The sequence below is a fragment of the Thermopolyspora flexuosa genome (genome assembly GCF_006716785.1).
Taxonomy (GTDB): Bacteria; Actinomycetota; Actinomycetes; order Streptosporangiales; family Streptosporangiaceae; genus Thermopolyspora; species Thermopolyspora flexuosa.
Map to the genome: position 1 here is coordinate 4,333,740 of NZ_VFPQ01000001.1, position 23,206 is coordinate 4,356,945.

Sequence of the window (23,206 nt, forward strand, 5' to 3'; positions counted from 1 at the left end):
GCGGTTCACGAACGCCGCCGTGGCGGAGGTCCGCCTGGCCACGCCCCGCGTGAGGCGCGAGAACGTCGGGACGAGCACACGGCCCGGTACGGCGGGTGCACCGCCGACGAGCCGGCAGGGCCGCGGGCCGCGCGGCACCGCGATCGGATTCGCGCAGGGTGACGAGCACGCCCGGCGCTCGTACCCGATGCTCGGGCGTTGCGGGACGGCGGGACGCCGGGATCGCGCGGAGGGGTGGTGCTCCGGCGATCCCGGCGTACGGCCCGGCCCGGTCAGAGGCTCTTGATGATCTCGCGCATGAGGCGGGCGGTCTCGCTCGGCGTCTTGCCGACGCGGACGCCGACCTTCTCCAGGGCCTCCTTCTTCGCCTGGGCGGTCCCGGAGGAGCCGGAGACGATCGCGCCGGCGTGGCCCATGGTCTTGCCCTCGGGGGCGGTGAACCCGGCGACGTAGGCGACCACCGGCTTGGTGACGTGCTGCTCGATGTAGGCCGCGGCCCGCTCCTCGGCGTCGCCGCCGATCTCGCCGATCATCACGATCGCCTTGGTGTCGGGGTCGGCCTCGAACGCCTCGAGGGCGTCGATGTGGGTGGTGCCGATCACCGGGTCGCCGCCGATGCCGACGCAGGTGGAAAAGCCGACGTCACGCAGCTCGTACATGAGCTGGTAGGTGAGCGTGCCGGACTTCGACACCAGGCCGATCGGGCCCGGGGTGGTGATGTCGGCGGGGATGATGCCCGCGTTCGACGCGCCCGGCGAGGCGATGCCCGGGCAGTTCGGGCCGATGATGCGGGTCTTGTTGCCCTTGGAGACGTTGTACGCCCAGAACTCGGTGGTGTCGTGCACCGGGATGCCCTCGGTGATCACCACGCAGAGGCCGATCTCGGCGTCGATCGCCTCCTTGACCGCGTCCTTGGCGAACTTCGGCGGCACGAACACCACCGAGACGTCGGCGCCGGTCTCCCGCATCGCCTCGGCGACGGTGCCGAACACCGGCAGCACGGTGCCGTCGAAGTCCATGGTCTGCCCGGCCTTGCGGGCGTTGACGCCGCCGACGACCTTCGCGCCGGCCTTGAGCATGCGCCGGGTGTGCTTGGAGCCCTCCGACCCGGTCATGCCCTGGACGATGATCTTGCTGTTCTCGGTCAGCCAGATAGCCATCACGCACCTACCGCGGCGAGCTCGGCGGCCCGCTTGGCCGCCTCGTCCATCGTGTCCACCAGCTCCACCCGCGGCAGGGCCGCGTCCTGGAGGATCTTCCGCCCGAGGGCGGCGTTGTTGCCGTCGAGGCGGACCACGAGCGGGTGCTTGACGGACTCGCCCCGCTCCTCGAGGAGCTTGAACGCCGAGACGATGCCGTTGGCCACGGCGTCGCAGGCGGTGATGCCGCCGAAGACGTTGACGAACACCGACTTGACGTCCGGGTCGGACAGCACGATCTCCAGGCCGTTCGCCATCACCTCGGCCGAGGCGCCGCCGCCGATGTCGAGGAAGTTCGCCGGACGCTGCCCGCCGAACTCCTCGCCGGCGTACGCGACGACGTCGAGGGTGGACATGACCAGGCCCGCGCCGTTGCCGATGATGCCGACGGTGCCGTCGAGCTTGACGTAGTTGAGGTCCTTCTCCTTGGCCCGGGCCTCCAGCGGGTCGGTCGTGGCCGCGTCGACGTACGCCTCGTGCTCGGGCTGCCGGAAGGAGGCGTTGTCGTCGAGCGTGACCTTGCCGTCGAGCGCGCGCACCTGCCCGTCGGCGCTGAGGATCAGCGGGTTGACCTCGACCAGGGTGGCGTCCTCGTCGACGAAGACCGCCCACAGCTTCTCGATGATCTCGGCGGCGCCCTCGATCGCCTTCTCGGGCAGGCCGCCGGCCCTGGCGATCTCGCGGGCGCGGGCGCGGTCGACGCCGGTGAGCGGGTTGACCGGGATCTTCGCCACCTTCTCCGGCGTGGCGTGCGCGACCTCCTCGATGTCCATGCCGCCGGAGGCCGAGCAGATCGCCAGGAAGGTACGGTTCGCGCGATCGAGCAGGAAGGAGAAGTAGTACTCCTCGGCGATCGCGCTCGCCTCCTCGATCAGGACCTTGTGGACCGTGTGGCCCTTGATGTCCATGCCGAGGATCTCAGTGGCCTTCCGGTAGGCGTCGTCGGCATCCTCGGCCACCTTGACACCGCCCGCCTTGCCCCGGCCGCCGGTCTTGACCTGGGCCTTCACCACGACCCGCCCGGTCAGCTCCGCGGCCGCGGCACGTGCCTCCTCCGCGGTGTGCGCGACCTTTCCGCGCGGCACCGGGATGCCGTACTCCGCGAAGAGCTCCTTCGCTTGATGTTCGAACAGGTCCACGAGGGTCCGTCCTTGCTTTCCGGCTGACTTGACTGTCGTCAACCAGGCTCGGCCGCCGCGCCCTCCAAGGGCATGCCAGGGGGGTTCTGCCAGGAGCCTGGCGTATTCGCCAGTGAGCCTAGTCGTCACGCCTCGGTGAAGCGGCATCGGGTCCCGAATGCCCCGGTCCACGCGACGCGCGCGACCACCATTCAGGTACGGAACGGACACCTCACGCGTTCACCCGCCCCTCTGTTAACTCCGACTTTCGGAACATCGGGGCAGGGTGTTCGCAGACCGGCGATCCGAACGGCGGGTGCGGAGGCCCGGTAAAGGCCCTCCGGGCCGCCCGGCGCCGGGAACGGGACCGTGAATGAGACGAAGGTCATACGCTCGCGGGCACCGCCGAGCGCACCCAGTCCACGATCTCCTCCATGCTCGCCCCGGGGGTGAAGATCTTCGCCACGCCGAGCCGTTCCAGCTCGGGGATGTCCGCGTCGGGGATGATGCCCCCGCCGAACACGACGATGTCCTCGGCCTGCTGCTCGCGCAGCAGCTCCAGCACCCGGGGGAACAGCGTCATGTGCGCGCCGGACAGGATCGACAGGCCGATCGCCGCGGCGTCCTCCTGGATCGCGGCCTGCACGATCTGTTCGGGCGTCTGGTGCAGCCCGGTGTAGATGACCTCCGCGCCCGCGTCCCGCAGCGCCCGCGCGACGATCTTGGCACCCCGGTCGTGCCCGTCGAGCCCTGCCTTCGCGATGACCACCCGAATGCCCGCCAGCGGACCGTCGCCCATGCCGACCTCCCAGACCGACGTTTCCTCGGCACAAGGCTAGAACGTCCGGCGCCACCATCCAGGGATCCGGGTGCGTCGTTTGTCCGGGTTGCGTGCTGCGATCGTCGCGTTGAGCGCGGTGGCGAAGGCGGTCCACGCGAGGTACGGCGTCAGCGCCGCGGCGGCGCGGCGGTCGGCGCGGCCGAAGCGGCGCAGCAGGTCGAGGTTGGACGCGTTGAGCGCGGCGAGGTCGGCGAGGGCGAGCCGGGGCGCGTGGGCGCGGAAGAACAGCGGGGTCCACGCGGCGTTGAGCGCGAGGTTGACGGCGAGCGCGCGGGCCACGGCGCCGCGTTCGCCGTTCTCGCCGTTCTCGCCGGTCGCGGCGAGCGCACGGGCTCCGCCGTACGCGATCAGCCCGTAGAGCACGGGCCACACCACCCCGAACGCCGCCGGCGGCGGCTGCCAGCGGGGCTTGCGCAGCCGCCGGTACCAGGACGAGCCGGGGTCGGTGGCGATCCCGCCGAGCGCGGCGGCCGCACCGACCGCCGGGGCGGTGCGGAGGAGGTAGCGGAGGACACGCCGGTTGTGCGCATGGTCGGCCATGGTCCGGCACTACCCCGCGGCGGGCGGACCATCCGTCGCGGCGCCTGCCGCTTCGCCGGGAATTCTGCTATTCACGACATTTCAGTCATAAGTCGCGTCCAACATCGGACGTCACATACGCCCGATACATCACTGTGATCTTGGTATGGCAGACTCCCGCCCACTCTCTACCGACGTCGGCATATGAGCTTTCGAGAGGAATCCCGATATGAGGCGCCTGACGGCTGGACTGGCCTGTGCCGCCGCCGCCGCGCTGATCACGCCCACGGCGGCCGCGGCGTACGCGGACGCGGACCGCCCGGAGACGAAGCAGGCGGCGCCGCAGGCCACCGCGAAGAACGCGAAGAAGTCGAAGAGCACCACGCCCGACCCGGTCGCCGCGGTCGGCGGGCGGCTCGCCGCCGGGGCCGGCGTGACGTACCGCTCCGCCACGACGGTGCAGGGCACGGTCGTCGCGACCACCTCCGCCACCTTCCGGCTCGACCGGTCCGGGCTCGCCGCCAGCGACGTCACCTCCCGCCTCACCGTGAAGGCGGCCGCCCTCGGTGAGGACGCCGGGCTCGCCGTGAAGCCCGAGCGCACGATCAAGATCGGCGACGTCACGTACCTGAACAGCCCGCTGCTCCGCAAGAACCTCCCCACGGACCGCCCGCTGGTGGAGGAGAACGGCCCGGAGGCCGCCCTGCTCACCGATCCCCTCACCAGCGGCCGGGCGTGGATCGAGACGCGTAACGGCCCGGTCGCCGGCGCGCTCGGCGTCTTCGGGCAGCTCGTCAACCCCGCCGAGCCCGGCACGCTGAAGGCCCTGCTCGCCACCACCAAGTCCACCCGCTCCGGCGTGGTGCTGGACGGCGCGAAGACCACGGTCTACCGCGGCACGGTGACGATCGGGCGGCTGCACAAGGTCTCCCCGTGGCTGCGCGCCACGCTGCCGCTGAAGTCCGCCCCCAAGGCCGCGAACACCGCGATCGACTGGGCGCTGTACGTCGGCAAGGACGGCCTGCCCCGCCGGATCGTGACCTCCTGGTCCCCGGCCGCCCTCGGCCTGGGCTCGCAGAAGTTCACCGTGGACAGCCGGTTCACCTCGTGGGCCGCGAACGTCCGCGTCAAGCCCCCGGCCGACGACCAGATCGTCCGGGTCGACCCCCGTCACCTCACCACGGCCTCCCCGCTCGGCCGGTGACCTTCGCGGCGCTCGATGACGTCCGGGAGTGACCCGGCGCGCCGTCACTCCCGGACGATTCGGGCGCCGCGCGACCTCCGGCCACCGCCACGGAACGCGGCCCGCCGCCACGAAACCCCTCACGAACCGGCCGGAGCGAGGCGCGCGTCCCGTCACGCCTGTATCCCAGGCCACCGGCGCATCCGCGTCCCCGCCGCCCTCCCCGTCGCGGCCCCGCGGATTCACCGCCCGCGACGCCCGGCACGACCTTGCCGTTTCAGCACACCGCCGGCCGCCGTCACGTCATGCGCACGCGCGATTTCGATATCGCGCCGCCAAACGGTATCCGGATTCGCCACACAGTGACGTTCGTCATTTCCTCCGGATGACTTTCGTCATTTACCCGCACATTCGTCAAAGATTAAATTACTGCCGATGTTTTCCGTTTTGACATTGACTCGTGATCTTCGTTCGGCAGACTGCGCAGCGCAGGAGAGCAGGCGAGAATTCGAGAGGAAACCCCCCAGATGAGGCGTGTCACGCCCAAATTAGCCGCGCTCGCCGTCGCGGCGCTGTTCGCGCCCGTGGCGGTGGCCTCCCCTGCACACGCGAAACCCACCCCCGACCCGCTAACCGCGCTGCGCAAGCAGCTCACCGCCGGCGGCGGCGTGACGTACACGTCCCGCACCACGCTGCGGAACAAGCGCATCGCCACCACCACCGGCGCCTTCCGGTTCGGCCGGTCCGGCCTCGCCGCGAGCCGCCTGTCCACCGGCCTTCGCGTGGAACTCCCGAGCCTGCGCGAGAACCCCCTGCTCGAGGCGCTGCCCGAGGAGACGGTGAAGATCGGCCGCACCGCCTACCTCCGCAACGTGGAACTCGTCCTCCGCCACCGTGAGCGCCGGCCGTGGGCGCAGGTGAAGGACGGACCCGCCACCGGCCTGTACGGCGTGCTCGGTCAGCTCGTCAACCCCACCGAGCCCGCCACGCTCAAGACCCTGCTCGCGCAGAGCAGGTCCAAGCGCCCCGGCGGGGTGGTGGGCGGCACGAGGACCACGCTCTACCAGGGCAAGGTGACGATCGGCCGGCTGTACCGGGTCTCCCCCTGGCTGCGTGACGCGCTGCTGACCAAACCCACCCCGAGGCTGGCGAAGACCACGGTCGACTGGAAGCTGTACGTCGGCGCGGACGGGCTGCCGCGCCGCGTGGTCTCCTCGTGGTCGCCGGCCGCGCTCGGCGTGACCAAGGGCAGGTTCACCGCCGACAGCACGTTCACCCGGTGGGGCAGGAAGATCTCGATCAAACCTCCGGCGGACCACGAGGTCATCCAGATACCCAAATCCGAGATCAAGCCCCCGCTCCCTGTGAAGTGACCGTTCGCGGGACGACACCCGCACTCACCCCGACGACATCCGTACGGCGCGCCGACGCGGCCGACGCGTCCCGCTCGCCGTACCCCGTGAAAGGACACCATGAAGAGATTCCTGGCGGTGCTCGCCGCCACGCTCATCGCACCCACGCTGGTGGCCGCCGCGACCCCGGCGGCCGCCCAGGCCGCGCCGCGCAACCCGGTGGCCGCGGTCCAGAAGCAGGTCGCCAAGAAGAGCGGCGTGCGGATCAACGAGACCACCCGGGTCACGGTCGACGGGAAGACCCTCCTGACCGCGAAGCAGGTCGGCGTGGTCAGGCTCGACCCCCGCCGCAAGGAGTTCTACGACGTGACGGGCCGGATCGTCGTCGACAAGGAGAGCGTCAAGCTGCGCATCCTCCGCGCGGGCGGCAAGGAGCACTACCTGCAGAGCCCGCTGCTCAAGGACGAGCTGCCCGAGGGCAAGACGTGGGTGAGCACCACGGAGTTCGCGTCCCTGCGCGGCCTGTCGACCGTCGACGGGACCAACCCCAAGGTGCTGAAGGTCCTGCTGGCCGGCGCCAAGTCCAAGGTTTCCGGCGGCAGGCTGGACGGCGTGCGGACCGTGGCCTACCGGGGCACGATCCCGGTCAGCCGGCTCGCCAAGGTCTCCCCGAACCTTCGCGACTTCGACACCGCGCTCAAGGGTGCCAAGGGCATCAAGCCGCCCTTCATCCGCTGGAAGCTCTACGTCGGCGGCCGTGACGGGCTCCCCCGCCGGCTCTCCACGGAGCTCGTGCTGTTCGAGGACAAGAAGGTCGGCTCGGTGAAGCTCCTCGACGACGTCCGCTACAGCGGCTGGGGCACCAAGGTCAAGATCACGGCGCCGCCCGCCGACCAGGTGATCGACCTCAAGGAGCTGACGAGCGGGGACATCGAGGAGGTCCTCATCCCGTTCGCCGACCCGTTCAAGGGCCTGAAGCTCGACACCATCGCGGAGTGACGTCCCAGCGGTGACCGACCGCAGGTGACGAGTCACACCCGGGCCCCGGCGGCCGTTCCGGCCCGCCGGGGCCCGTCACGTTTCCGGGGCGGTCAGAGCTTCTCGATGGGCGCGTAGGCGAGCAGCAGGGTCTTCACCCCCAGGCTGCCGAAGTCGATCTTCGCGCTCGTCTTGTCCCCCGCGCCGTCCACGGACAGCACCGTGCCGAGGCCGAACTTGTCGTGGTTGACCCGGTCCCCGGGCGCGAGGTTCGGCACCGTCCGGCCGCCCCGCCGCGGCGGTGCCGCCGCCGGGGCCCGGGTCTCGCGGGCGGTCGCCGCCGTGGTGACGGTCTTGCCCGGGTCGGTACGCCACTCGATCAGCTCCTCGGGCACCTCGGCGAGGAACCGGGAGGCCGGGTTGAACGACGGCGCCCCCCACGCGCTGCGCACCAGGGCCCGGGACAGGTAGAGGCGGCGCCGCGCCCGGGTGATGCCGACGTAGGCGAGGCGGCGCTCCTCCTCCAGCTCCTGCGGCTCGCCGAGCGAGCGCAGGTGCGGGAAGACCCCGTCCTCCAGGCCGGTGAGGAACACCACGGGGAACTCCAGGCCCTTGGCGGTGTGCAGGGTCATCAGCGTGACCACGCCCTGCCCGTCGTCGTTGTCCGGCACCTGGTCGGCGTCGGCGACGAGGGACACCTGCTCGAGGAAGTCGACGAGCCCGCCCTCGGGGTTCGCCTCCTGGAACTCCTGGGCGACCGCGATCAGCTCGTTGAGGTTCTCCAGCCGGCTCGCGTCCTGCGGGTCCTCGGAGTTCTCCAGCTCGGCCCGGTACCCGGTGGCGGTGAGCACCTCCTCGGCGAGCTCGGCGACCGGCAGCTCCTTGCGGCGCAGCTCCTCGAGCAGCTCGGTGAACTCCCGGATCGCGTTGATCGAGCGGGTGGCGAGCCCGGGCACCTCCTCGGCGCGCCGCATCGCCTCCCAGAACGGGACGCGCTCCCGCGCGGAGAACGCCTCCAGCATCGCCTCGGCCCGCTCGCCGATGCCCCGCTTGGGCACGTTGAGGATGCGCCGCAGCGACACCGTGTCGTTGGGGTTGGCGAGCACCCGCAGGTAGGCGAGCAGGTCGCGGACCTCCTTGCGCTCGTAGAAGCGCACGCCGCCGACCACCTTGTACGGCAGGCCGGTGCGGATGAAGATCTCCTCGAACACCCGGGAGGCCGCGTTGGTGCGGTAGAACACCGCGACGTCGCCGGGCCGTACCCCCTCCTCGTCGGCGAGCCGGTCCACCTCCTCGGCGACGAACATCGCCTCGTCGTGCTCGTTGTCCGCGACGTACCCGACGATCTTCGGGCCCGGCCCCTGGTCGGACCAGAGGTTCTTGGGCTTGCGCCCGGTGTTGTGGGAGATCACCGCGTTCGCCGCGTCGAGGATCGTCTGGGTGGAGCGGTAGTTCTGCTCCAGCATGATCGTGCGCGCGTCCGGGAAGTCGCGCTCGAACTCGAGGATGTTGCGGATCGTCGCGCCGCGGAACGCGTAGATCGACTGGTCGGCGTCGCCCACCACGCACAGCTCGGCGGGCTCCACCCCGTCGCCGCCGCCCTCGAGCACCGGCTCGCCGTCGGCGGTGCGCCGCTCCGGCCGCCCGACCAGCTCGCGGATGAGCACGTACTGCGCGTGGTTGGTGTCCTGGTACTCGTCGACGAGCACGTGCCGGAACCGGCGGCGGTAGTGCTCGGCCACGTCCGGGAAGAGCTGGAACAGCGAGACCGTGAGCATGATCAGGTCGTCGAAGTCCATCGCCCCGGCCTCGGTGAGCCGCCGCTGGTAGGCCGCGTACGCCTCGGCGAGCGTCTTCTCCAGGTGGGTGCGGGCCCGGTTCGCCGCGGTCTCGTAGTCGACCAGCTCGTTCTTCATCGCGCTCACCTGCGCGGAGAACGAGCGCGGCGGGTAGCGCTTGGGGTCGAGGTCGAGCTCCCGGCAGACCAGCGCCATCAGCCGCTGGGCGTCGGCCTGGTCGTAGATGGAGAAGCCGCCGGGGAACCCCAGCCGCTTCGCCTCCCGGCGCAGGATGCGCACGCAGGCGCTGTGGAAGGTCATCACCCACATCGCCTTCGACCGCGGGCCGACGAGCCGCTCGACGCGCTCCTTCATCTCCCGGGCGGCCTTGTTGGTGAACGTGATCGCGAGGATCTCCCCCGGATGCACGTCACGCTCGGCGAGCAGGTAGGCGATGCGGTGGGTGAGCACCCTCGTCTTGCCGGACCCGGCACCGGCGACGATGAGCAGCGGCGAGCCCTGGTGGAGCACGGCCTCGCGCTGCTGCGGGTTGAGTCCGTCGAGGAGGGGCGAAGCGTGGGAAGTTCCGGTCGGCACGTCCCCTAGGTTATGGCCGCGGGCCACCGGGGTCGCGCCCGTCGCGCGAAAACCCTTTCGAATCCCTGTGATCATCCGCGCCGGACCACCGGAATTCCGGACGTAACGCACCGGTTATGGTGCGCAAAGAGGAGGTAAAGGTGCTGGATGACGCTGAGGTGCGCCGGGTGCTCGCGGTGACCGCCCACCCGGACGACGTCGACTTCTCCGCCGCCGGGACGATCGCCACGCTCACCGGCAGGGGCGTCGAGGTGGTCTACCTGGTGGTGACCGACGGGGACGCCGGCGGCTTCGACCGCGAGGTCGACAACGGCGGCATGGCCGAGCTGCGGCGGGCCGAGCAGCTCGCGGCGGCCGCGTGCGTCGGCGTGACCGACGTACGGTTCCTCGGCTACCCGGACGGCAGGCTGGAGCCGTCGCTCGCGCTGCGGCGGGACATCGCCCGGGTCATCCGGCAGGTGCGCCCGGACCGCGTCATCACGATGAGCCCGGAGCGGGACTACCGGCGCATCGGCCGCAGCCACCCCGACCACCGGGTGGTGGGCGGGGCGACGCTCGACGCCGTCTACCCGGACGCGCGCAACCCGTACGCCTTCCCCGAGCTGCTCGAGGAGGAGGGGCTCGAGGCGTGGACGGTACGCGAGGTGTGGCTGACCAGCCCGACCCCCGACCACGCCGTGGACGTCACCGAGACGCTCGACCGCAAGCTCGCGGCGCTGCGGGCGCACAAGAGCCAGACCGCCCACCGCCCGGACCTCGAGGACTGGGTCCGCCGCAACCTCGCGGCGAACGCCGCCGAGTTCGGGCTGCCCGAGGGCCGGTACGCCGAGCTGTTCCAGGTGGTCGACACGGCCTGACCGCGGTACGGCGGGCGGCAGGGGCGGGAAAGGGAAAACCCCGGCCGGGAAGCCCGGCCGGGGCCCGTCAGGCGCGAGTGAAACCTGGGATCGCGCGGACGGTCGTCAGGCGTCCTTCGGCTGCGGGCAGCTGAAGGAGAACGACTCCGACGCGCTCGACGCGTTCGGCGAGGTGACCTCGAGCGTCACCGTGCCGTAGGTCTTCGACCCGTGCGGGTCACCGTCGATCGAGAAGGAGACCGGGTAGGTCCCGGCGTGGTTCACCCTCATGCTGCCGCTCTTGGAGACGCCGTTGGCGGTCCAGCGGTAGGAGAACGTGCCGGGGCCGCTGATCGAGATCCGACCCGTGAAGTTCACCCGCGGACCCTTGGTGCCCACGCAGGAGGAGTTGTCCGGGGACACGCTGATGCCCGCGACCTGCGCGGTCGTGGCCGGCGCCGGCTTGGGGAGGCGCGGCTTGGGGTGCTCGGGCCGCGGGTGGTGCGGCTTGCCCGGCTTGTGGTGGCCGCCCGGGCGGACGCAGTTCACCACGTAGGAGTCAGCGTCGCCCTTGGCGCGGCGCGGGTGAACGATGTCCAGCTTCACCCAGCCACGGTGGCTGCGCCCCGGAGCGAAGGAGTAGGACACCTTCTTGGCACCCCACACCTTGGTCCGGCCCCAGTCCACGACCTTGCCGTTGTGGATCCACCGGTACGTCACCGACGTCGGCCGGCTGACCCGGATCACACCCTCGGCCATGACCCGCCGGGACGGCGTGCAGACGCCGTGGAAGTTCTCCACGTCCACGAAGGCCTTGGCGACGGCCGGCTTCTTGGCCCGCTTCGGCGCGCAGGCGACGGAGAAGTGGGTCTTGGCGGTGGTCGCCTTGAACGGGGCGAGCACCCGGAGGGCCTGCCAGCCCCGGATGCTGCGGGAGAAGGTGGCGTCCTCCTTGACGGTGATGGTCTTGACGCCGTGGCCGCGCACGGTCACGACCTTGACCTTGCTCTTCGAGCCGTCACCGTGCAGCCACTGGTAGGCCACCTTCGTGGTGCCCTTGACCCGGACCTTGATCTTCGACTCGAAGGAGACCGTGGCCGGGCAGGCACCGACGTAGTGCTTGGGCGTCGCCTCGGGGGCGGTCACGAAGGCCTTGGGCGTGCGCCAGTCGGTGGTGCTCGCCGACGCGGGCGTGGCCGACAGGCCGATCAGCCCGGTGGTGAGCATCGCCGCACCGACGCCGGCCGCCGCGAACCTGCGGACGTTCGTCGACTTCATGAGGGTGCGAACTCCAATCGTCGAGTTGCAGTGCGAAGGGACGGTCGCCGTGCCGACAACTCCGGGCCGGACTCCGGCAAAGTCCCGGTAAAAGATTTTTACCAGAAAATTACCAGGGATGTGAGGCTTTTACCTGTGATTGTCCCGTCGCAATGCGTGGCAATTCAGTTGCGAGGCAACCTTCGGGCGATCCGGGACGTCACATACCCAAATGCGTTGGTGGCCGAATGCAGCATCGCCGGGGCGAGAAGCCCGTACCTCCGGCGCAGCTCGGAAAAGATCACCCCGGCCCCGGCGGTGGCAAGCACCGTGCCAACGGTGCAATTAACCACACCCATTTTCATGGAGTTTTCATCCGCACCCGTGTCGCTTTTGCCCCGTTTGGGCGTTTTGGTGGCGAGGGTGGCGACCGCGGGATTGGCGCGGGCCATCGCGATCGCGGGCAGCACGTGCCACAGGCCGAACAGGCCGGAGGAGACCGCGGTGGCGGCCAGGCGCCCGCGCGAGCGCTCGACCAGCCCGTACACCACGCCGCGGAAGCCGACCTCCTCCAGCAGCACGGTGCCGACCGGCACCTGGAGCAGGATCTCCTCGGCGAGCCGGGCGCGGGAGATGCCGAGGGCGCGCTCGTCGTACAGCAGCGGCCGGACGCGCGGATGGGCCACGGCGGCGGCGTACCCGGCGGCGACACCGGCCGCGAGCGCCGCGCCGGCGAGGGCGCCGCGCCGCCCGTCGGTGAACCCCATGTCGCGCCAGGAGAGCCCGCGCCGGCGGGCGAGCGCGACCAGCGCGCCGGTGGCGGCGGCGGAGGTCAGCGGCGCGAGGCGCGGGGCGACCCGGTTGTTGAGCACGTTCGCGGCCGCCAGCACGGCGATGATCGGCAGCATGCCTTCCAGTCAACATCGCCGCGCGCCGGAACGCGCGGACCCGCACGCGCCGATGTGGGCGGCGCCGTGCACGGCGCCCGTGTGCACGGCCACGCGTGCGGTCCTGCGCGCACGAACGAGACAGCGCCGGCCGGGCGTGCCGTGCGGACCGGCCGGCGGCGCGGGCGCCGGGCGGATCAGGGCACCGGGTCGCCGAACTTCGCGCAGGCCGAGATGCCCTGGCTCTGACCGGCCTGGAAGGCCGCCTGCCGCTCCGGGCCGGTGCCGTGGGCGTCCGGGCGCCACCACTCGTCGGTGGGGTCGCCCGCCGCGGCGAGGTTCGCGAACAGCTCCTCGTCGTCGCCCTCCTCCTTGGTGAGCCGGCCGGCCTGCACCAGCCAGCCGATCACCGCGCCCGCGTAGCAGTCGGCCTGCAGCTCCCGGTTCTTGTTGAGCCGGAAGTCCGTGGTGAGCTGCGCCTGTACGGCGTGGCCGATCTCGTGCGGGATGATCACGTAGACCGCGCCGTCACCGATCTCGTCGTACAGCTCCTCGAGCCACCGCTCGTCGAAGGCGACGAAGTGCCCGATCGGGCAGTAGAAGGCGTTCTCCGGCACGGCCTCCTGGTCACCGCAGGCGGGGCCGTTCCGGCCGACGTACGGGATGAAGCGCTGGATCGGCCGGTACTCGCGTCCGTCGGCGGCGAACTGCTGCTCCCAGTACTCCTCGGTGAGCGTGCGCGCCAGCACGACGTCCTCGGCGAAGTTGTCGCCCGCCAGGGTGGTCGACTTCCGCGTCAGCGAACCCCCCTCGCGGGCCGAGTTCGCCTCCTCGAACTCCCCCTCGTCGACCCGCGCGGCGTTGCGGGGGTCACCCAGGACGTCCTCGAAGCCGGGTATCGGAGCGCAGGCGACCGCGACGGCCGCGGCGAGCGCGGTCGCCAAGGGGGCTAAACCACGAGGCTTCACGGATCAATCGTGACCCATCCGTCTCGGACATGTCGTGCAGAACGCAATATTTGACTAGCGAACCACACGACGCGTACGGAACCGCGCGAAGCTAGACGAGACGGCGGGCGGTGGCCCAGCGGGACAGCTCGTGGCGGTTGGAGAGCTGGAGCTTGCGCAGCACCGAGGAGACGTGGGTCTCCACGGTCTTGACCGAGATGAACAGCTCCTTGGCGATCTCCTTGTACGCGTAGCCGCGCGCGATGAGCCGCAGCACCTCGCGCTCCCGCTGGGTGAGCGAGTCGAGCTCGGGGTCGATCGGCGGCGCCTCGGTGGAGGCGAACGCGTCGAGCACGAACCCGGCGAGCCGCGGCGAGAACACCGCGTCCCCGTCGGCGACCCGGAGGATCGCGTCGGTCAGCTCCCTGCCGCTGATCGTCTTGGTGACGTACCCGCGGGCGCCGGCCCGGATCACGCCGATCACGTCCTCGGCCGCGTCGGACACCGACAGCGCGAGGAACCGCACCGAGGAGCCCTTGCCGAGCACCCGGCGCAGCACCTCCACGCCGCCGCCGCCCGGCATGTGCACGTCGAGGAGCACGACGTCGGGCCTGTGCTCCTCGATCGCCGCGACCGCGGAGTCGACGTCCCCGGCCTCGCCGACGACCTCCACCTCCGGCCCCAGCTCGGCGCGCACGCCGGCGCGGAACAACCGGTGGTCGTCCACGATCAGCACCCTGGTCGTCATGGCTCCTCCCGCTTCATCGTCAACGTCACCTCGGTGCCCTCGCCGGGAGCCGTCCGGATCCGGGCGGCCCCGCCGTTCCGCTCCATCCGCCCGATGATCGACTCGCGGATGCCCATGCGGTCCGGCGGCACCGCGTCGAGGTCGAACCCCTTGCCGCGGTCGCGGACGAAGACGGTGACCTCGTCGGGCTCCACCTCCGCGTACACCGAGACGACCGACGCCTCAGAATATTTCGCCGCGTTGACCATCGCCTGCCGGGCCGCCTGCACGAGCGCGTTCAGCCGGGGCGTCAGGTCGGCGTCGCCGACGCAGACCACCTCGATCGGCACCCCGTGCTCGTCCTCGACCTCGGCCGCGACCCGCCGTACCGCGGCGGCCACGGTGCGGTCGGCGTCGGCCTTGGGCTGGTAGAGCCAGTTGCGCAGCTCCCGCTCCTGGGCGCGGGCGAGCCGCAGCACCTCGCGCGGATCGTGCGCGTTGCGCTGGATCAGGGTGAGGGTGTGCAGCACCGAGTCGTGCACGTGGGCGGCGAGCTCCGCGCGCTCCTCCTGCCGGATGCGCTCACGGCGCTCGTTCTGCAGCTCCTTGACGAGCACGGTGATCCACGGCGCGGCGATCACCGCGATGCCGCCGACCACCACGCCGGTGAACATCAGCCCGGTCCGGGCGGCGGCGAGCTCGCCGCTCGCCGCGAGGAAGCCGATGGCGCCCACGACGACGAGGAGCAGCCCGAACGCGGTGCGCAGCCAGGAGCGGCGGACCTTGCGGACCGCGCCGCTCACCCAGCGCTGCCGCACCGAGTCGGCCTGCTGCCACAGCACGAGGCCGCCGATGCCGACCACGGCGATCGCCCACGCGCCGAACCCCCGCAGGGTCCCGACGGTGAGCCAGGTGAACGCGGTGAGCGCCATGCCGATCGCGGCGTAGGCGGTGAGCTGCACCCAGTCGCGGGCGGGCTTGGGGCCGGTGTGCGGCACGCTGGGGGTGAACAGCCACAGCGCCGCGTACGCGACCACGCCCACGCCCTGGACGACGGTGAGCAGCACGAAGGCGAGCCGCAGCACCACCGGGTCGAGCCGGAGGTGGTCGGCGACGCCCTGCGCGACCCCGGCGATCAGGCGGCCCTCGACCGGCCGGCGCAGCCGCGGGTACGGCGCGTCGGCGGCGGGAGGCGGTTTCGGCGTTTTCGGCGGCTTGTCGGGCATGGTCCCTGCATCGTCACACGTCAGGCGGCGGTAGCGCATCAGGGGACGCCCTGATCTGCTCCCTGGGTTCTCCGGGACGGCTCAGGGGTCTCCCCGATGGTCCCGTCCCGTCCGGTCCGAGCAGGATAGGGGGCATGATGAGCACGACCACGCCCGAACCGGACGTCCGGCCCGCCGAGACCGGCGAGGGCACCCTGCGGCGCGCCGGTGAGGGGCGCATGCTCACCGGGGTGTGCGAAGGGCTGGGCCGGTACGCCGGGATCGACCCGGTGCTGATCCGGGTGGGCTTCGCCGTGCTCGTCCTCGGCTCGGGCATCGGGTTCTTCCTGTATATCGCGGCGTTCCTGCTGATGAGCCGCGACGACGGCGGCCCCGGGTACGCCGAGCAGTGGACCGGCCGCCGGTTCGACGCGCAGACCGTGCTCGCCCTGCTCGCCGCGGTGCTCGCCTTCGGCCTGGTGATGAACCTGGTCTCCGACACCACCGGCCCGCGCACCGTCGTCGTCGGCACCGTGGTCGCGATCGCCCTGCTCACCGCGCGCGGCCGGGGCGTGGACCTGATCGCGGTCGCCCGCTCGCTGCCGACCCGCGCGGCCTGGCGCCGTGCCGGGCGCATCCCGGACGCCGGGGTGGCCGCCGCGGCCCCGGCGGGTGCGGCCCAGGCGGGCGGGGGCACGACGACGCAGGACGCGGACCCGACCGCGGCGGCGGTCCCACCGCGGCAGGCGTCCCCGCACCCGGCGGACGCGCCCGACGCCCCGGCCGCCGCCCCCGCGCCGGAGCACGGCGCGGCCCCGCGGCAGGAGCCCGGCGCACCGGAGCCGGCCCGCTCCGGGACACCCGCCGAGCCCGTCCCGGGCGCGGCCCCCGAGGCGCCCGCCGGCACCGCTCCGGACCACCCGGGCGCACCCGGCGGCGCCGTACCGGACAGCCCGGACGCCGCGCCCGCGAGCTCCGCGGCCCGTACCGCGCCACCGCCGCCCGGCGCCACGGATCCGACCGTCGTGCTGCCCCCGCCGAGCCCGGCGGGCGCCACGGCCGGCGGCACCGGCGACGGTTACCGGCGGCTGAGGGACCTCGCCGACGAGGCGCGCTACGGGTACGCCGCGCACGAGCCGTTCGCGCCGCACGGCCCCTACCACTCCCCCGGCCGGTACCCCGACGACACCCTGCTCGACCTCGAGGCCGCCGGGCCGGGCCACGGCCTGGGTCCCGGGTACGGCCAGGCCGGGCCACCGGCACCCCCCGCCCCCAGGCGCCCGCGGTCCTTCGTGGGCACGATCACCATCCTTGTCGCGCTAGTCGTTGGAGGGATCATGGCGGCCACGCAGCCGTCCGGGCCGACGGCGAACGTCGCCCTCATCGGCGGGGCCGTGCTCGTCACCATCGGCGCCGGGCTGCTCGTGACCGCGTGGTTCGGCCGCGGCGTCGGGCTGATCGCCGCGGGCACGCTCGTGTCCTGCCTGCTCATCGCGTCCACCGCGGTGGGCGGGGTGCCGCACCGCATCGGCAGCTACACCTGGGTGCCCGCGACCACGGCCGAGGCGCTGATCGAGCGGTACGACATCGGCATCGGCGACGGCACGCTCGACCTGACCGAGATCGAGGCCGCGCCCGGCAGCCGTACCCGGTTCGACCTGCGGATCGCGGTCGGCGAACTGCGCGTGATCGTGCCGCCGGCCGCGCGGGCGGAGGTGGACGTGCGGGTCCGGATCGGCGACGTCACCGTGGGCCGCACCACGCGCGGCGGCACCGACCTCGCCGTGACCACCGTGCTCGAGCCCGAGGAGGATTCGGGCGGCCCGCCGCCGGTGTTCGAGCTGCACATCCGGGCCGACCTCGGGGACGTGGAGGTACGGCATGGCTAGGCGGCGCCACCGGCCGGCCCGCCGCGCCGAGGCCGCGGCGGAGTGGGCGGCGTTCCACGAGTGGGGCCCGGAGTGGGCGTCCCCGGGCGAGCCGCGCGGCGAGCGGCGGCGGCTGCGGCACCGCACCGACTGGCTGTCGCTGCTCGGCGGGCTGCTCTTCATCGGCATGGGCGTCCGGTTCATCGCCGGGCCGCCCGCCGACCCGGTGACCATGCTCGCGGTGCTGCTCACCGGCCTCGCCTTCGCGGGCCTCGTCGCCGTGATCGTCACCGCGGCCCGGGGCCGCCGCTGAGCGCCCGGCCGCGACGACCACCGTCGTGCGGACGCCGGTTCCCCATCGGGACCGGCGTCTTTTCACATGCGTTCAGGGGTTGACGCTCTGCAACAGCTGAATACCGTTGGGGTGTTAGAAATCTCACATTCGCCACGGTTGGTGCGCTATGGGAGAGTTGCGCCCCACCTCCGGGTGGCAGATCCGGGGTCCGCCGTGCCGTGCCGTACGTCCGCGTCACCACCCATTGATCGCCTGGAGGACGTATGCCCCAGATCACCGTCACCGTTGACGGCATCACACACGAGGTGGAGGTCGAGCCGCGGCTTCTCCTCGTTCACCTGCTGCGCGACCGGCTCGGGAAGACCGGCACCCCGATCGGCTGCGACACATCCAACTGCGGCGCCTGCACGGTCCTCATGGACGGCAAGAGCGTGAAGAGCTGCTCGGTGCTCGCCGTCCAGGCCGACCAGTCCGACATCGTCACCATCGAGGGCCTGTCCACGGACGGGACCTGGCACCCCCTGCAGAAGGCCTTCCACGAAGAACACGCGCTCCAGTGCGGCTACTGCACTCCAGGCATGATCATGGCGTCGCTCGACCTGCTGCGGGAGAACCCCGACCCGTCCGACGACGCCATCCGCAAGGGCCTTGAGGGCAACCTGTGCCGGTGCACGGGCTACTGCAACATCGTGCGGGCCGTACGGCGCGCGGCCGCCGAGATGAGCGGGCGGGAGGTGAGCGCCACGTGACCGAGACGCTCGAGACCGTACCCGAGGTGGGCCGGGCGCGCCGCCGCAAGGAGGACACCCGGCTGGTCACCGGCCGTACCCGGTGGACCGACAACATCCAGCTCCCCGGGATGCTGTACGTGGCGTTCCTGCGCAGCCCGATGGCGCACGCCCGCATCACCCGGGTGGACGTGTCGGCGGCCCGCGAGAAGCCGGGCGTGGTCGCCGCGTTCAGCGGCCGGGACTTCGCCGAGGAGCAGGGCAGCCTGCCGTGCGCCTGGCCGGTCACCGAGGACATGGTGCACCCCGACCACCCGCCGATGGCGGTGGACACGGTCCGGTACGTCGGCGAGGCGGTCGCCTGCGTGGTCGCCACCGACCGCTACCGGGCCGCGGACGCCCTCGAGGCGATCGAGGTCGAGTACGAGCCGCTGCCGCCCGTGCTCGACATGAACGAGGCGCTCAAGCCGGAGTCGCCGAAGGTCCACGAGGCCGGGAACAAGGCGTTCACCTGGAAGTTCTCCAACGGTGACGTCGAGGCGGCGTTCCGCGACGCGCCCGTGGTGATCGACCGGCGTTACCGCCAGCAGCGGCTCATCCCGAGCGCGATGGAGCCGCGGGCGGTGGTCGTGGACACCGACGGCGAGACGTTCACGCTCTACTCGGCCACCCAGATCCCGCACATCCTCCGGGTGATGCTCGCCCTCACCACCGGTATCCCCGAGCACCGGTTGCGGGTGATCGCGCCCGACGTCGGCGGCGGCTTCGGCTCGAAGCTGCAGGTCACCGCCGAGGAGGTGCTGTGCCTGCTGATCTGCCGCCGGCTCGGCAAACCGGTGAAGTGGACCGAGTCGCGCACCGAGGGCAACCTCACCGTGCACCACGGCCGCGACCAGCTCCAGCACATCGAGATCGCGGCCGAGCGGGACGGCCGGATCCGCGGCATCCGGGTGAACCTGCTCGCCGACATGGGCGCGTACCTCATGCTCGTCACCCCGGGCGTGCCGCTGCTCGGCGCGTTCATGTACAACGGCATCTACAAGATGGACGCCTACGACTTCACCTGCACGGGCGTCTTCACCACCAAGATGCCGACCGACGCCTACCGCGGCGCGGGCCGCCCCGAGGCGACGTACGCATTGGAGCGCGCCATGGACGAGCTCGCCCACGAGCTCGGCATCGACCCGATCGAACTGCGGCGGCGCAACTGGATCCGGCACGAGGAGTTCCCGTACACCACGATCTGCGGGCTCACCTACGACTCGGGCAACTACGAGGCGGCGACCGAGAAGGCGCTCGCGCTGTTCGGCTACGACAAGCTCCGCGCCGAGCAGGCCGACCGCCGCGAGCGCAAGGACCCGGTGCAGCTCGGCATCGGCATCTCGACGTACACCGAGATGTGCGGCCTCGCGCCGAGCCGGGTGCTCGGCTCGCTGTCGTACGGCGCGGGCGGCTGGGAGCACGCGGACGTGCGCGTGCTGCCCACCGGCAAGGTCGAGGTGGTCACCGGCAGCAGCCCGCACGGGCAGGGCCACGAGACCGCGTGGAGCCAGATCGTCGCCGACCAGCTCGGCGTGCCGTTCGAGGACGTCACCGTGATCCACGGCGACACCGCCTCCTCGCACAAGGGCATGGACACGTACGGCTCGCGCTCGCTCGCGGTCGGCGGCATCGCGATCGTGCGGGCGTGCGAGAAGGTGCGGGAGAAGGCCAGGCAGATCGCGGCGCACCTGCTCGAGGCGTCCCCGGACGACATCGAGTTCGACCGCGGCGTCTTCCGGGTGCGCGGCACCCAGTCCGGCAAGACGATCCAGGAGATCGCGCTCGCCACGTTCGCCGCGCACAACCTGCCCGACGGCGTGGAGCCGCGGCTGGACGCGAGCGCCACGTTCGACCCGGAGAACTTCTCCTTCCCGCACGGCACCCACCTGTGCGCGGTCGAGGTGGACACCGAGACCGGCGCGGTGAAGATCCGGTCGTACGTGGCGGTCGACGACGTCGGCCGGGTGGTGAACCCGCTGATCGTCGAGGGCCAGGTGCACGGCGGCATCGCGCAGGGCATCGGCCAGGCGCTGTTCGAGGAGGCGGTCTACGACTCCGAGGGCAACCTGATCACCACGACGATGGCCGACTACCTGCTGCCGTCCGCGGCCGACCTGCCCGACTTCGTCACCGACCGCACCGAGACCCCGGCGACCTCGAACCCGCTGGGCGTCAAGGGCGTCGGCGAGGCCGGCACGATCGCGTCCACGCCCGCCGTGGTGAACGCGATCGTGGACGCGCTCCGGCCGTACGGGGTCCACGACGTACCGATGCCGTGCACACCCGAGCGGGTGTGGCGGGCCGTACAGGAAGGGGCCGCCTCATGATCCCGGCACCGTTCGACTACGTTCGGCCCGGCTCGCTCGACGAGGCGGTGGCCGCGCTCGCCGACGCGGGCGAGGACGCCAAGGTCCTCGCGGGGGGCCAGTCGCTGCTGCCGCTGCTGCGGCTGCGCCTCGCCTACCCCTCCACCCTCGTCGACATCGGCCGGGTGCCCGAGCTGCGCGGCGTGCGCGACGCGGGCGACCACGTGTTCATCGGCGCGATGACCACGCACGACGAGGTGCTCCACTCGGAGGTCGTGCGGGCCGAGTGCCCGCTGGTCGCGCTCGCCACGGCCACCGTCGCCGACCCCGCGGTACGGCACCGCGGCACGCTCGGCGGCGCGCTCGCCCACGCCGACCCGGCCGGTGACCTGCCCGCGGTGGCGGTCGCGCTCGACATGCGCATGGTCGCCCGGTCCCGGGACGGCGAGCGGGTGATCCCGGCGTCCGAGTTCTTCGTCGACTACCTGGAGACGGCGCTCGCCCCCGGCGAGATCCTCGTCGGCGTCCAGGTGCCGAAGCTCGGCCCGGGCTGGGGCTTCCACTACGAGAAGTTCCACCGCACCGCCCAGGCGTGGGCGATCGTCGGCGTGGCCGCGGCGGTCCGGCGGTCGAACGGCACGGTCGAGGAGGCCCGCATCGGCCTCACCAACATGGCCACCCGGCCGGTGCGCGCCGCCGCCGTGGAGGAGGCCGTCCGCGGGGCCGCCGTCACCGACACCTCGGCGCTGCGGAGCGCCGCCGCCCACGCGGCCGAGAACACCGACCCGCCCTCCGACCTGCACGGTGGGCCCGACTACCGCCGGCACCTCGCGCAGGTCCTCACCCACCGCGCCCTCATGGCCGCGGCCGCCGCCTAGCCCGGCACGGCAAAGAAAGGGTCAAAGGAGGAGAGGGCAAAGAGCAAGCAGCGGAAAACCGGGCAAAGAAGACGGCAAAGAGAACACACGGCGAGGGAAGCACGGCGCTGCGAGGACGCGTGGTCGCGGCCAGGCCGCGACCACGCGTTCCTTTTCCCCGGCCGGTCTCCCCCGCCGGGGCCGCCCGCCGTACCCCGTGGCGGGCCGGGGCGCCGGTCCGGCACACCCCGGTGCCCAGGGCACCGATGCACAGACCGGGAGGGGACGTGGACGTTCCTAAGCTCGATGGCATGGCCAGATACTTCGACGTGCATCCGGTGGACCCGCAGCCGCGGGCGATCCGCCAGGTGGTCGATCTGCTCAACGAGGACGGGCTGATCGCCTACCCGACGGACTCGAGCTACGCGCTGGGCTGCCGGCTGGGGAACCGCAAGGGCATCGAGCGCATCCGGGAGATCCGGCACCTCGGCAGCGACCACCACTTCACCCTGGTGTGCCGGGACTTCGCGCAGTTCGGGCAGTTCGTCCAGTTGAACAACTCGCGGTTCCGGATGGTCAAGTCGGTGACCCCGGGCGGCTACACGTTCATCCTCCCCGCCACCAAGGAGGTGCCGCGGCGGCTGCTCCACCCGAAGAAGAAGACGGTGGGCGTGCGCATCCCGGACCACCGGGTGGCCCAGGCGCTGCTCGCCGAGCTCGGTGAGCCGCTGGTGTCGAGCACGCTGCTGCTGCCGGGCGAGTCCGAGCCGCTCACCCAGGGCTGGGAGATCAAGGAACGGCTCGACCACCTGCTCGACGCGGTGCTCGACTCCGGGGACTGCGGCGCCGAGCCGACCACGGTCGTCGACCTCTCCCGGGAGGAGCCGGAGATCCTGCGCCGGGGCACCGGGGACCCGGCACCGTTCGAGTAGCCCGACGGGTACGGCCGGGCGGTCAGCCGGCCGGCGCGTCCGCCGCGGCGTCCCCGGCGGTGTGCGCGGTGCGCAGCGCGGAGAGCAGCACCTCGACCGGCTGCGCGCCGGATACCGCGTAGGTGCGGTCGAGCACGAAGAACGGCACGCCGCCGATGCCGTACACCCGGGCCTGGCGCACGTCGAGCTTGACGTCGCGGGCGTGGTCGTCGCCGGTGAGCGCGCGGCGCGCCTCCTCCTCGGGCACGCCGGCCTCGGCGCCGAGCCGTACCAGGGTGTCGATGTCGTCGAGCAGCTCACCCTCGGCGAAGTGGGCGCGCATCAGCCGCCGGTGGACCTGGTCGGCGACGCCGTGCGCCTTGGCGAGGTGGTACAGCCGGTGGGCGTCGACGGTGTTGACCACGACCGCGCGCTCCACGTCGTAGACGAGCCCCTCCTCGGCCGCGAGGCCGCGCACCCGGTCGGTCATCGCGCGCACGTCGTCGAGCGAGGCGCCGGTCTTCTCGGTGAGCATCTCGTGCACGCCCTTGCGGACGCCCCTGCGGTGCGTCGGGTCGAGCAGGAAGCTGCGCCACTCGACCTCCACCTCGTCCGCGCGTTCGTACTCGGCGAGCGCCCGCCGCAGCCGGCTCCCGGCGATGTAGCACCACGGGCAGACGAAATCGGACCACACCTCGACAAGCACCGGCGTCTCCCTCCGCGCGGAGCCATCAGCCCCGTTTTGCCGCATTTTGCGGCGACACTGACTCTAGGG

Annotated in this window: 21 protein-coding genes; 10 read left to right on the forward strand and 11 right to left on the reverse strand. The window is 72.0% G+C overall.

The genetic code is table 11. The features are described from left to right. Positions 1 to 272 precede the first annotated feature (272 nt). The 4 genes from sucD to FHX40_RS18415 form a co-directional block, all read right to left on the reverse strand. A complete protein-coding gene (gene sucD, locus FHX40_RS18400) occupies positions 273 to 1,160 on the reverse strand; it encodes a succinate--CoA ligase subunit alpha (protein WP_142260773.1) in 888 nt (295 codons plus the stop codon). Next, positions 1,160 to 2,338, reverse strand: a complete 1,179-nt coding sequence (sucC, locus tag FHX40_RS18405; RefSeq protein ID WP_142260774.1) for an ADP-forming succinate--CoA ligase subunit beta — start codon at positions 2,336 to 2,338, stop codon at positions 1,160 to 1,162. The genes sucD and sucC overlap by 1 nt, the downstream gene beginning before the upstream one ends. 364 nt (positions 2,339 to 2,702) lie before the next feature. Then, entirely contained in the window at positions 2,703 to 3,116 is a 414-nt protein-coding gene (gene icmB / locus FHX40_RS18410) for a coenzyme B12-dependent isobutyryl CoA mutase small subunit (RefSeq protein ID WP_142260775.1), read from the reverse strand. Between the two features lie 36 nt (positions 3,117 to 3,152). After that, positions 3,153 to 3,698: a TspO/MBR family protein gene (locus tag FHX40_RS18415; RefSeq protein ID WP_142260776.1), complete on the reverse strand. Its 546-nt coding sequence runs from the start codon at positions 3,696 to 3,698 to the stop codon at positions 3,153 to 3,155. Between the two features lie 208 nt (positions 3,699 to 3,906). Between FHX40_RS18415 and FHX40_RS18420 the strand changes: the two genes are divergently transcribed. From FHX40_RS18420 to FHX40_RS18430, 3 genes are all read left to right on the forward strand, one after another. Further along, the gene (locus tag FHX40_RS18420) at positions 3,907 to 4,881 is read left to right on the forward strand and encodes a hypothetical protein (protein WP_142260777.1); all 975 of its coding nucleotides are present in this window, start codon (positions 3,907 to 3,909) and stop codon (positions 4,879 to 4,881) included. 506 nt (positions 4,882 to 5,387) lie between these two features. Further along, on the forward strand, positions 5,388 to 6,233 hold the full coding sequence (locus tag FHX40_RS18425; protein ID WP_142260778.1) for a hypothetical protein: 846 nt from the start codon (positions 5,388 to 5,390) through the stop codon (positions 6,231 to 6,233). Positions 6,234 to 6,332: 99 nt separating this feature from the next. Then, a complete protein-coding gene (locus FHX40_RS18430) occupies positions 6,333 to 7,211 on the forward strand; it encodes a hypothetical protein (RefSeq protein WP_142260779.1) in 879 nt (292 codons plus the stop codon). 92 nt (positions 7,212 to 7,303) lie between these two features. Here FHX40_RS18430 and pcrA read toward each other — a convergent pair whose 3' ends face one another. After that, a complete protein-coding gene (pcrA, locus tag FHX40_RS18435) occupies positions 7,304 to 9,640 on the reverse strand; it encodes a DNA helicase PcrA (RefSeq protein WP_142260780.1) in 2,337 nt (778 codons plus the stop codon). Between the two features lie 65 nt (positions 9,641 to 9,705). Here pcrA and FHX40_RS18440 point away from each other — a divergent pair, with 65 nt between their 5' ends. Next, positions 9,706 to 10,422, forward strand: coding sequence for a PIG-L deacetylase family protein (locus tag FHX40_RS18440; RefSeq protein WP_211350311.1), 717 nt, complete (start codon positions 9,706 to 9,708; stop codon positions 10,420 to 10,422). 105 nt (positions 10,423 to 10,527) lie between these two features. On the opposite strand, the gene FHX40_RS18445 is transcribed toward FHX40_RS18440, so the two are convergent. From FHX40_RS18445 to FHX40_RS18465, 5 genes are all read right to left on the reverse strand, one after another. Continuing rightward, on the reverse strand, positions 10,528 to 11,679 hold the full coding sequence (locus FHX40_RS18445) for a hypothetical protein (RefSeq protein ID WP_142260782.1): 1,152 nt from the start codon (positions 11,677 to 11,679) through the stop codon (positions 10,528 to 10,530). Positions 11,680 to 11,843: 164 nt separating this feature from the next. Beyond that, positions 11,844 to 12,566 carry a CPBP family intramembrane glutamic endopeptidase gene (locus FHX40_RS18450; RefSeq protein ID WP_142260783.1) on the reverse strand — a complete coding sequence of 241 codons (723 nt, stop codon included), beginning with the start codon at positions 12,564 to 12,566 and terminating at the stop codon, positions 11,844 to 11,846. A 176-nt stretch (positions 12,567 to 12,742) separates the two neighbouring features. Then, positions 12,743 to 13,513, reverse strand: coding sequence for a neutral zinc metallopeptidase (locus FHX40_RS18455; protein ID WP_229789058.1), 771 nt, complete (start codon positions 13,511 to 13,513; stop codon positions 12,743 to 12,745). Positions 13,514 to 13,604: 91 nt separating this feature from the next. Then, a complete protein-coding gene (locus tag FHX40_RS18460; protein WP_142260784.1) occupies positions 13,605 to 14,240 on the reverse strand; it encodes a response regulator in 636 nt (211 codons plus the stop codon). Next, complete coding sequence (locus tag FHX40_RS18465; RefSeq protein WP_142260785.1) at positions 14,237 to 15,445, reverse strand: ATP-binding protein; 1,209 nt, start codon at positions 15,443 to 15,445, stop codon at positions 14,237 to 14,239. The genes FHX40_RS18460 and FHX40_RS18465 overlap by 4 nt, the downstream gene beginning before the upstream one ends. A gap of 137 nt (positions 15,446 to 15,582) precedes the next feature. Between FHX40_RS18465 and FHX40_RS18470 the strand changes: the two genes are divergently transcribed. From FHX40_RS18470 to FHX40_RS18495, 6 genes are all read left to right on the forward strand, one after another. Continuing rightward, positions 15,583 to 17,313 (forward strand): PspC domain-containing protein, encoded by a 1,731-nt coding sequence (locus tag FHX40_RS18470; protein WP_170198883.1) that lies wholly within the window; start codon positions 15,583 to 15,585, stop codon positions 17,311 to 17,313. Further along, on the forward strand, positions 17,306 to 17,605 hold the full coding sequence (locus tag FHX40_RS25880) for a hypothetical protein (RefSeq protein WP_229789059.1): 300 nt from the start codon (positions 17,306 to 17,308) through the stop codon (positions 17,603 to 17,605). The genes FHX40_RS18470 and FHX40_RS25880 overlap by 8 nt, the downstream gene beginning before the upstream one ends. 245 nt (positions 17,606 to 17,850) lie before the next feature. Beyond that, positions 17,851 to 18,336: a (2Fe-2S)-binding protein gene (locus FHX40_RS18480; protein WP_142260787.1), complete on the forward strand. Its 486-nt coding sequence runs from the start codon at positions 17,851 to 17,853 to the stop codon at positions 18,334 to 18,336. Then, positions 18,333 to 20,684, forward strand: a complete 2,352-nt coding sequence (locus FHX40_RS18485) for a xanthine dehydrogenase family protein molybdopterin-binding subunit (RefSeq protein ID WP_142260788.1) — start codon at positions 18,333 to 18,335, stop codon at positions 20,682 to 20,684. Before FHX40_RS18480 ends, FHX40_RS18485 begins: the two co-directional genes overlap by 4 nt. Continuing rightward, positions 20,681 to 21,541: an FAD binding domain-containing protein gene (locus FHX40_RS18490; protein ID WP_142260789.1), complete on the forward strand. Its 861-nt coding sequence runs from the start codon at positions 20,681 to 20,683 to the stop codon at positions 21,539 to 21,541. The genes FHX40_RS18485 and FHX40_RS18490 overlap by 4 nt, the downstream gene beginning before the upstream one ends. A 290-nt stretch (positions 21,542 to 21,831) precedes the next feature. Next, positions 21,832 to 22,452, forward strand: a complete 621-nt coding sequence (locus FHX40_RS18495) for an L-threonylcarbamoyladenylate synthase (protein ID WP_142260790.1) — start codon at positions 21,832 to 21,834, stop codon at positions 22,450 to 22,452. Positions 22,453 to 22,474: 22 nt separating this feature from the next. Here FHX40_RS18495 and FHX40_RS18500 read toward each other — a convergent pair whose 3' ends face one another. Continuing rightward, complete coding sequence (locus tag FHX40_RS18500; protein ID WP_142260791.1) at positions 22,475 to 23,137, reverse strand: DsbA family oxidoreductase; 663 nt, start codon at positions 23,135 to 23,137, stop codon at positions 22,475 to 22,477. Positions 23,138 to 23,206 lie beyond the last annotated feature (69 nt).